At 74.2% G+C, this 8,403-nt stretch carries 10 protein-coding genes and 1 pseudogene; 3 read left to right on the forward strand and 8 right to left on the reverse strand.

The window, feature by feature from the left end; genetic code table 11:
- Positions 1-3: 3 nt before the first annotated feature.
- The gene (locus tag JQN72_RS11915; protein WP_204135409.1) at positions 4-459 is read right to left on the reverse strand and encodes a hemerythrin domain-containing protein; all 456 of its coding nucleotides are present in this window, start codon (positions 457-459) and stop codon (positions 4-6) included.
- Between the two features lie 94 nt (positions 460-553).
- Between JQN72_RS11915 and menE the strand changes: the two genes are divergently transcribed.
- The 3 genes from menE to JQN72_RS11930 are packed head-to-tail and all read left to right on the forward strand — an operon-like array spanning position 554 to position 2,946.
- Positions 554-1,717, forward strand: coding sequence for an o-succinylbenzoate--CoA ligase (gene menE / locus JQN72_RS11920; protein WP_204135410.1), 1,164 nt, complete (start codon positions 554-556; stop codon positions 1,715-1,717).
- Between the two features lie 7 nt (positions 1,718-1,724).
- Positions 1,725-2,054, forward strand: a complete 330-nt coding sequence (locus JQN72_RS11925) for a PLD nuclease N-terminal domain-containing protein (protein WP_204135411.1) — start codon at positions 1,725-1,727, stop codon at positions 2,052-2,054.
- A gap of 7 nt (positions 2,055-2,061) precedes the next feature.
- A complete protein-coding gene (locus tag JQN72_RS11930) occupies positions 2,062-2,946 on the forward strand; it encodes a 1,4-dihydroxy-2-naphthoate polyprenyltransferase (RefSeq protein WP_204135412.1) in 885 nt (294 codons plus the stop codon).
- Positions 2,947-3,032: 86 nt separating this feature from the next.
- Here JQN72_RS11930 and JQN72_RS11935 read toward each other — a convergent pair whose 3' ends face one another.
- The 7 genes and pseudogenes from JQN72_RS11935 to JQN72_RS11965 form a co-directional block, all read right to left on the reverse strand.
- The gene (locus JQN72_RS11935) at positions 3,033-3,347 is read right to left on the reverse strand and encodes a DUF4229 domain-containing protein (protein WP_204135413.1); all 315 of its coding nucleotides are present in this window, start codon (positions 3,345-3,347) and stop codon (positions 3,033-3,035) included.
- Positions 3,348-3,357: 10 nt separating this feature from the next.
- Positions 3,358-4,368: a c-type cytochrome biogenesis protein CcsB gene (gene ccsB / locus JQN72_RS11940; RefSeq protein WP_204135414.1), complete on the reverse strand. Its 1,011-nt coding sequence runs from the start codon at positions 4,366-4,368 to the stop codon at positions 3,358-3,360.
- A complete protein-coding gene (locus JQN72_RS11945) occupies positions 4,365-5,909 on the reverse strand; it encodes a cytochrome c biogenesis protein ResB (protein WP_307812642.1) in 1,545 nt (514 codons plus the stop codon). The genes ccsB and JQN72_RS11945 overlap by 4 nt, the downstream gene beginning before the upstream one ends.
- A complete protein-coding gene (locus JQN72_RS11950) occupies positions 5,906-6,706 on the reverse strand; it encodes a cytochrome c biogenesis CcdA family protein (protein ID WP_307812643.1) in 801 nt (266 codons plus the stop codon). Before JQN72_RS11950 ends, JQN72_RS11945 begins: the two co-directional genes overlap by 4 nt.
- A complete protein-coding gene (locus tag JQN72_RS11955; protein WP_204135415.1) occupies positions 6,703-7,320 on the reverse strand; it encodes a TlpA disulfide reductase family protein in 618 nt (205 codons plus the stop codon). Before JQN72_RS11955 ends, JQN72_RS11950 begins: the two co-directional genes overlap by 4 nt.
- Positions 7,317-7,991: a histidine phosphatase family protein gene (locus tag JQN72_RS11960; RefSeq protein WP_204135416.1), complete on the reverse strand. Its 675-nt coding sequence runs from the start codon at positions 7,989-7,991 to the stop codon at positions 7,317-7,319. Before JQN72_RS11960 ends, JQN72_RS11955 begins: the two co-directional genes overlap by 4 nt.
- 124 nt (positions 7,992-8,115) lie before the next feature.
- Positions 8,116-8,277 (reverse strand): annotated as a pseudogene (locus JQN72_RS11965) (aspartate aminotransferase family protein); the annotation flags it as partial.
- Positions 8,278-8,403 lie beyond the last annotated feature (126 nt).

Here is an 8,403-nt window from a genome sequence, read left to right on the forward strand (position 1 = left end):
GGGTCAGTCCGAGCCGCCGATGTCGACGTCGTAGGCCGCGTAGATGAGGTCCGAGCCGCGCTGTCGGTGCCGCACGAGACGCCCGATGAGCGCCGTCGCGGCCTCGCGGTGGGCGGCGACCGCCTCCGGACCGTCGAAGCCCTCGTCCCGCTGCCCGAGCAGCCGGTCGACCTCCCCGAGGAACTCCTCGTGCTCGCGCAGCTGCGCCTCCACCCCGTTCGCGATCCGCGGTGCGTGCGCCCGCAGGTCGGCGTAGAGGCCGTCCGGGGCCTCGGTCAGCGAGACGTGGTCGCGCAGGTCGTGCGCGAGCTCGGTGAGGGCCGCCCGCACCCTGCGCCGCCACACCGGCCCGAGGCCGACCGGCAGCGAGAGCGCCGCGTCGAGGGCCGCCATCGACTCGCCGAGCTCGCCTCGACGGGCGCGGACCCGCTCCAGGTGTGCCGCGAACGCTGCGTCCATGCCGACCTCCTCCGGCGCCGCACCCATGGTCCCGCGCGCGACCACGCTCGGCCACCCGTCCCGGCAGGCTCCGAGCGGCTCCTACAGTGAGCGCATGGTGGTCGAGCCCGTCGCGGCGCCGCGGCACGCGGACGTCCCCGCGCTGCTCGACCGGCTGCGCACCGCCCTGGCCGGCGGCGCCCCCGTCGCACCGCACCGAGGCGACCGGCCTCCACCCGCGCTGCCCGAGCACGACCCCGCGGCGCTGCCGGACGACCTGGCCGTCGTCGTCGGCACGTCGGGCTCCACCGGTGAGCCGAAGCTCGCGATGCTCGGCGCGGCGGCCCTCACGGCGAGCGCGCGGGCCACCCACGACCGGCTCGGGGGGCCGGGCCAGTGGCTCCTCGCGCTGCCCCCGCGCCACGTCGCGGGTGTCCAGGTCCTCGTGCGCTCGGTCGACGCCGGCACCACCCCCGTCGCGATGGACCTCACCCCGCCCTTCTCGATGCTCCGGTTCGCCGAGGCCACGGCCCGGCTCGAGCCGGGGGCCCGTCACTACACGGCCCTCGTGCCGACCCAGGTCCTCCGGCTGCTGGACGACCCGGACGGCGCCGAGGCCCTGCGCGCCTTCGACGCCGTTCTCGTCGGGGGTGCCGCGACCCCTCCCGCCCTGCGCCGGAAGGCCGCCTCCGCCCGGGTGGGCGTCGTCGCCACCTACGGGACGAGCGAGACGGCCGGCGGCTGCGTGTACGACGGCCACCCGCTCGACGGCAGCGCCGTCCGGCTCGAGGACGACGGCCGCGTCGTCCTCGGCGGCCCGACCCTCGCCCACGGCTACCTCGGCCGACCCGACCTCACCCCCCAGGTGTTCGTCACCGGCCCGGACGGGAGCCGCTGGTTCCGCACCGACGACGTCGGACACCTCGACGACGACGGCCGCCTGCACGTCGACGGTCGGCGCGACGACGTCGTCGTCACCGGCGGGCTCAAGGTCGCCCCCCGGGTGGTCGAGGAGGCGGTGCTCGACCGGCTGCCCGGCGCCCGGGACGCGGTCGTCGTCGGTCTCCCCGACCCCGAGTGGGGCCAGGCGGTCGGGCTCTTCGTCGTCCTCGACGACGGCCTGCCCGCCCCCTCCGTCGCCGACGTCCGGGCCGCGCTGCGCGGCGCCGTCCCCGACCACGCCCTGCCCCGTCTGGTGCTCAGCGGTGACGCCGTCCCGCTGCGTGGCCCGGGCAAACCGAACCGACGTGCCGTCTCCGACCGCTTCGACGTGGAATGATGACCCGGTGCTGCGGTACCTGCCCTACCTCCTGAGCCTGGCGCTCACGGTCTTCTGCGTCATCGACTGCCTCCAGACCGACGAGGTGATCGTCCGGAACCTGCCCAAGGTGCCCTGGCTTTTCGTCATCCTCCTCTTCCCCGTGGTCGGCCCGGTCGCGTGGTTGGTGGCCGGGCGGCCGGACAAGCACACGAGCACCCAGTACATGACCCAGCAGGAGCGCTGGGAGGCCCACTGGAAGCGCGACCGGCACACCCGCGAGGTCCACGAGCGCGAGCAGCGTCGCCAGCCGCCGCGCGGCCCGGACGACGACCCCGACTTCCTCAAGGGCATCTGACCGTTCGATGGCCTCCCTCAGCCAGTGGGTGGCCGGCGCGCGCCCGCGGACGCTGCCGGCCGCCGTGGCCCCCGTCCTCGTGGGCACCGCCGCCGCCCTGCGGGTCGACGGGGCCGACGCCGTCCGTGCCCTCCTCGCGCTCCTCGTCTCGCTGTCCCTCCAGGTGGGGGTGAACTACGCGAACGACTACTCGGACGGCATCCGTGGCACCGACGAGGTCCGCAGCGGCCCGGTCCGGCTCGTCGGGCAGCGCCTGGCACGGCCGGGGCACGTCAGGACCGCAGCGTTCGTCTCCTTCGGTGCGGCCGGGGTCCTCGGCCTGGTGCTCGTCGCGCTGTCCCAGGCGTGGGTCATGCTCCCGCTCGGGGCGCTGGCGGTTCTCGCGGCGTGGCGCTACACCGGCGGTGACAACCCGTACGGCTACCGCGGGCTCGGCGAGGTCTACGTCTTCGTCTTCTTCGGCCTGATGGCCACGCTCGGCACCGAGTACACGCAGTCGGGCTCGGTGTCGTGGTTCGGGCTGGCCGGCGCGGTCGGGGTCGGGGCGCTCGCCTCGGCGATCCTCGTGGCGAACAACCTGCGCGACATCCCCACCGACACCGAGCACGGGAAGCGCACCCTCGCGGTGCGTCTCGGTGAGGAGCGCACCCGCCAGCTGTACGTCGAGCTCGTGGGGGCGTCCGTCGTCGCGCTGCTCGTCCTGGCGTGGTGGGAGCCGTGGACGCTGCTGGCCATGCTGTCGCTCGTCCTCGGGAGCCGCGCGGCCCGGGTGGTCCGCTCCGGGGCGGTGGGCCCGGCGCTCGTGCCCGTCATCGCGGCGACGAGCGTGTTCGAGGTGGCCTACGGCGCCCTCGTGCTCGTCGGCGTCGCCGCGTCGGGCCTCTTCGCCTGAGGGCCTCCGCCCGCCGCCGACGCACCGGCCGGGGCCGCTCCGTCGCACCGCCGTCGGCCGCACCCGGCCATGTCGGGGTGGGCCCCTCAGCGGAAGTCGTCGTCCTCGGTGGCGGGCCTCGCGCCGGTCTCGGCGTCCTCCTCGGCCTCGTCGGACGCCCGATCGCCCGCTCGCTCCCGGCGGGCCGCGGTGCGCCGCTCGATCGTCGTGGCGACCTGGGCCGAGTAGTCCTCGCGGAACCGGCGCAGCGCGACGTACGAGACGAGCATCGAGAGCAGGGCCGCACCGACGACGAGGAGAAGGGTGTCGTCCTCGCCGCGGAGCCCGAGCAGCCAGAGCAGGGCGACGCACCCGAGGAAGACGAGGGCGCGCAGGACGGTGTAGCGCAGGAAGGCGTTCATCGCGGCGGGCTCAGAGCCCGGAGTACGAGTGCTGGCCGACGAAGTACACGTTGACGACGGCGAAGTTGACGATGATGCACGCGAACCCGCCGAGGGCGATCCACACCGCGTTGCTGCGGGACCAGCCCGTGGTGGCGCGGGCGTGCAGGTAGGCGGCGTACACGACCCAGATGACGAAGCTCCAGACCTCCTTGGGGTCCCAGTTCCAGTAGGAGCCCCACGCCTGACGTGCCCAGATGGCCCCGGCGATGACGGTGAAGGTCCACATCGGGAACGCCACGACGTGCGCGGCGTAGGCGAGCCGCTCCAGGGCACGCGCCTCGGGCAGCCGGGCCATGAACGAGCGCGGGCCGCCGCCCCCCTCCATCCGCTGCTGGACGAGGTACAGCCCACCGAGCGCGGCGCCGATGGTGAAGACCGCGACCGACATCGTCGCGACGGTCACGTGGATGGCCAGCCACACCGAGCGCAGCGACGGCATGAGCTCGGAGGCGTCGGTGTACCAGACCGTGATCGCGGCGCCGAGGACGAGGAGCACCGGGCCGACGACGAACAGCCCGAGCCAGCGCAGGTCGCGGCGCAGGGCCCAGCCGACGTAGGCGAGCAGCGTGAACATGGAGCCGACGAGGGCGAACTCGTACATGTTGCCGAGCGGCCAACGGTGCACCTCGGCCGCCCGCAGCGCGACCCCCGCGACGACGAGCAGGGTCCCGAGGAGCGTGAGCGTCCATCCGACGCCGGCCGCCTTGCGTGCCCCCACCGGCTCGTCCTCGCGCGCCGGCGCCCGTGGCGGCGCGGGGGCCTGCGGGGTGCCGGCGTCCGGAGTGCCGGCGTCCGAGCCGACGGTGTCGGCGCCCGGGCCCGCGGCGACGAGCTCGCGCTCGGGTGCCTCGACCGTGGCGTCCCGTGCCGGGGCGAGCCGCGCGAGGTACAGCGCGTACGCCGTCATCGCGAGGGTGAGCACCGCCATCGCCGAGTACACGGCGAGGTTCGACAGCTGGGCCAGGGTGGTGTCGGTCATCGGTGTCCTTCGTCTGCGGTGAGCACGGCGGCGATCTCGTCGTCCATGCCCTCGTCGTCGTCCTTGGCCAGGCCGCCGACGGAGACCACGGTACGGCCCGCGGTGTCGGCCGGGCGAACCCGGACGAACACCCGTCGGCGCCGCACGACGAGGCTGAGGACGAGACCGCCGAGGGCGAGGAGGGCCGACCCGAGGGTCAGCGTCTTGCCGGGGTCGGTGCGGATGGACAGCCCGGCGAACCGCTCGACGCCGTCGAAGGTGATCGACCCGCGCCCGCCCGGCAGCTCGAAGGTCTGCCCGGGACGCAGCAGGATCCGCAGCTGGTCGGCGCCGTCCCCCCCGGGCAGCGGGGTCATCTCCTCGGTGTCGAGGGTGTACACGGACCGCGGTGAGCCGTCCGGGAACAGGGTGCCCTCGAAGGCGGTGAGGGCGAGCTGGGGGTCGACGGTGTCGGGGAAGACCGAGTGCGGCCCGCGCTCGTCGTCGATGACGCCGGTCGGCAGGAAGAAGCCGGCGAAGCCGAGCGCGGGGTCGGTGCCCGGGACCTTGACGGCCCCGACGGAGGTGTAGTTGTCGTCCTCGGGCAGGAACGGGGTGGCGTCGGTGTAGACGACGGTCCCGTCGCCGTCGCGCACCGTGACGTGCGGCGCGTAGCCGTTGCCGAGGAGGAACACCGTGCCGTGCCCGGTCTCCAGCGGATGGTTGACGGCGATCTCGCGCTCCTGCGCGCGGCCGTCGCCGTCGGTGAAGGTCGTGGTGGCGCGGAAGTCCCGCGGCATCCCGAACTGGCCGCGGCCGGTGTCGTCGCGCTCGAACTCGACGTCCATGGCGTCCAGCCGGATCGTGTACGGGTCGAGGTCGGTGGGGTCGACCCAGGGGCCCGGGCTGAAGGTGTCGTAGCGGATCAGGGTGTTCGCGAAGGTCTGGCCCACCGGGAGGATGACGTCGCCCTTCCACCCGAGCAGGTGGCCCCAGGCGACCCCGACGAGGACCCCGATGAGGGCGAGGTGGAAGACGAGGTTGCCGCTCTCCTTGAGGTAGCCCTTCTCGGCCGAGAGCGTCGAGTCGTCGTGGGCGTGGACCCGGTAGCGGCGCCGCTGCAGGGTGGCCCGCAGCCGGTCGAGGACCTCGTCGGGCGCGCCGTCGACTTCGGTCTCGCGGTGCGCGGCCAGCCGCTCGAGCCGGCGGGGCGCCCGAGGCGGTCGCGTGCGCATCTGGTGCCAGTGGATGCGGGTCCGCGGCACGACGCAGCCGATGAGCGAGACGAACAGGAGCAGGTAGATCGCCGCGAACCACGGCGAGGCGTAGACCTCGAAGAACCCGAGCCGGTCGAGCAGCGGCCCGGCCGTCTGGTGGTCGGTGATCCACTGCGCCGTCCGGGCCGCGTCGATGGAACGCTGCGGGAAGGTCGAGCCCGGTACCGCCGCCACGGCGAGGAGCAGCAGGAGGAAGAGCGCGGTGCGCATGCTCGTCAGCTGGCGCCAGGCGTAGCGGACCCAGCCCACCGCGCCGAGCCGCGGCTGGACGACGGCGTCGGTCACAGCACGACCTCGAAACCGGAGACGAGCTCGGTCTGCAGCCGCCGGTTGAGCTCCTCCCAGACTCCGGTGAGCAGGAGCAGCCCGACCACGACGAGCAGCACCCCGCCGGCGACCTGGATCCCGCGCCGGTGGCGGTGCAGCCAGCCGGAGACCCGTCCTGCCCGGTCGAGCCCGGCGGCGACGAGGATGAACGGGAGCCCGAGGCCCAGGCCGTAGGCGACCGCGAGGGCGACGGCCCGGGCGACCTGCGGGTCGACGGTGGCGGTGGCCATGACGGTGACCGTGGCCAGCGTCGGACCGATGCACGGCGACCAGCCGAGGGCGAACACCGCGCCGAGCAGGGGCGCCCCGAGCAGACCGGTCCGGGGCCGCCAGTGGATGCGGGCCTCCCACCGGTTCCCGACGCCGAGGAAGACCAGGCCCATCGCGACGACGAGGACGCCGCCGACGCGCTCGAGCAGCCGGCGGTGCTGGACCAGGGTCGTGCCCACCCCGGTGACCAGCACGGTCACGAGGACGAAGACCAGGGTGAACCCGGCGACGAAGAGGACCGCACCGACGAGGGTCCGTGGACGGGCCGCTGTGGCGGCCCGCGAGTCGGCCCCTGATGTCGCACCTGCCGCCCCGGCGGCCGGCGCCGACCCGCTGAGGGCCGAGACGTAGCCGAGGAAACCGGGCACGAGCGGGAGCACGCACGGGCTGGCGAAGGAGACCAGACCCGCGAGCAGCGCGATGAGCAGGGCCAGCGGCAACGCCCCGTTGGCCACCGTGTCGGAGGCGACGAGCAGCGCCGTCACGACTCGGCGACCACGTCGTCGACGAGCCCGCGCAGGGTGGACGCCTCGACGGCTCCTGCCACGCGGGCCGCGATGCGTCCCTGAGGGTCCAGCACGAGGGTCGTGGGCACCGTCGAGGCCTTGCCCTGGAGCGAGGAGATGAGCACGCCTGACTCGTCCGACAGGCTGGGGTAGGTCAGCTGTTCCTTGGCGACGAACGCGGCGCCACGCTCGGCCTCCTCGCGGAAGTCGATGCCGATCAGCCGTGCCGGCACCTGGTCGGCCTGGAGGTTCTTCCAGACCTGTTCGAGGGTGGGCGCCTCGGCGACGCACGGGGCACACCAGGAGCCCCACACGTTGACGACGAGGACCTCTCCGCGGGTCGAGTCGATGCTCCACGCGGTTCCGTCCAGCAGGGCACCGGTGAGCTGGACGGGTTCGCCACGGTCCGCAGCCGGGATCGTCTCGACATTGCCGTCGCCGGAGACGTAGCCCTTGCGGTCCCCCGCCCTGGCCTGGGCCGCCACGGAGTCGGGGTCCTCGGTGAGGCTCGAGACGGCCACGGTGCCGGCCCCGAGCAGCAGGAGCACCCCGAGGACGCCGACGACGACGTGGCGGACGGCGGGGACCTTCACGCTCCGGCCCCCTTCTGCGCCTGGGGCAGGAGGCTCGCGGCGGGCTCGCTGTACTCGAGCGACAGGAGCTCGTCGCCGAGGAAGGTGAGCGAGGTCAGGCTCGCGAGGGAGCACTGCCGACGGGCGGGGTTGTGGACGAGGGAGCGGCCCTCGGTGGCGAGCCGGATCATCCAGATCGGGGCCTGGTGGCTGACGACGACGGCCTCGTGCCCCCGGGCCGCGGCACGGGCGTCGACGACCGCGTCACGCATCCGCTCGACGAGCCGGGTGTAGGGCTCACCCCACGAGGGCCGCAGCGGGTTGAGCATGCGCGGCCAGAGCCGGGGGTGGCGCAGCAGCCCCTTGCCACCGGCGACGGGGAGCCCCTCGAAGGCGTTCTCGGCCTCGACGACCCGCGGCTCGAGGTGCACCTCGAGGCCGTGGCCCGCGGCGAGCGGCGCGGCCGTCTCCTGTGCCCGCTCGAGGGGGCTGGAGGCGACGTGGACGATGTCGTGGTCGGCCAGGTGCTCGGCCGCGAGGTCGGCCATCCGACGGCCGAGCGCGGAGAGGTGGAACCCCGGGAGGCGGCCGTAGAGGACGTGCTCGGGGTTGTGGACCTCTCCGTGTCGCAGCAGGTGCACGGTGGTGCGCTGCGGGTCGCCGGAGGCGGCGGCACCGGAGGACGCGGTCATACCCCGGATTGTCGCAAACCCGCCTGAACCCGGGATCAGGGGCTTCCCGTCGGGTCATGGGTCCACAGCCCCCTGACCCGACGGGAAGACCCTGACCCCGCGGGACGCGTGGGCGGCGGGATGGTCAGCCGGAGGTGGCGGCGCTGGCGGCCCGGGCGGCGGCGGGCAGGGCCGCGAGGACGCGCTCGACCGCGGCGTCGTCGTGGGCGGCCGAGACGAACCAGCACTCGAAGGCGCTGGGGGGCAGGTACACGCCGGCGTCCAGCATCGCGTGGAAGAACCGGGCCTGACTTGCACAGGTGGGTCGTGATTTCGGCCAGTTGTCTGCGTTTGCGCTGGTCAGGGGGTTGTGGGCGCGGTCGGTGACACACTAACGGGGGTCGGTAGCGTGCGGTGTCGTGGTGTTTGTGCG

This window comes from Phycicoccus sp. CSK15P-2, from assembly GCF_016888005.1.
In the GTDB taxonomy this organism is placed as follows: domain Bacteria; phylum Actinomycetota; class Actinomycetes; order Actinomycetales; family Dermatophilaceae; genus Phycicoccus.

What these genes read in the sequence shown, in the direction of transcription:
- JQN72_RS11915 (WP_204135409.1), bottom strand. Translation starts at nt 459, where the DNA reads ATGGACGCAGCGTTCGCGGCACACCTGGAGCGGGTCCGCGCCCGTCGA.
- menE (WP_204135410.1), top strand. Translation starts at nt 554, where the DNA reads ATGGTGGTCGAGCCCGTCGCGGCGCCGCGGCACGCGGACGTCCCCGCG.
- JQN72_RS11930 (WP_204135412.1), top strand. Translation starts at nt 2,062, where the DNA reads ATGGCCTCCCTCAGCCAGTGGGTGGCCGGCGCGCGCCCGCGGACGCTG.
- JQN72_RS11935 (WP_204135413.1), bottom strand. Translation starts at nt 3,347, where the DNA reads ATGAACGCCTTCCTGCGCTACACCGTCCTGCGCGCCCTCGTCTTCCTC.
- ccsB (WP_204135414.1), bottom strand. Translation starts at nt 4,368, where the DNA reads ATGACCGACACCACCCTGGCCCAGCTGTCGAACCTCGCCGTGTACTCG.
- JQN72_RS11960 (WP_204135416.1), bottom strand. Translation starts at nt 7,991, where the DNA reads ATGACCGCGTCCTCCGGTGCCGCCGCCTCCGGCGACCCGCAGCGCACC.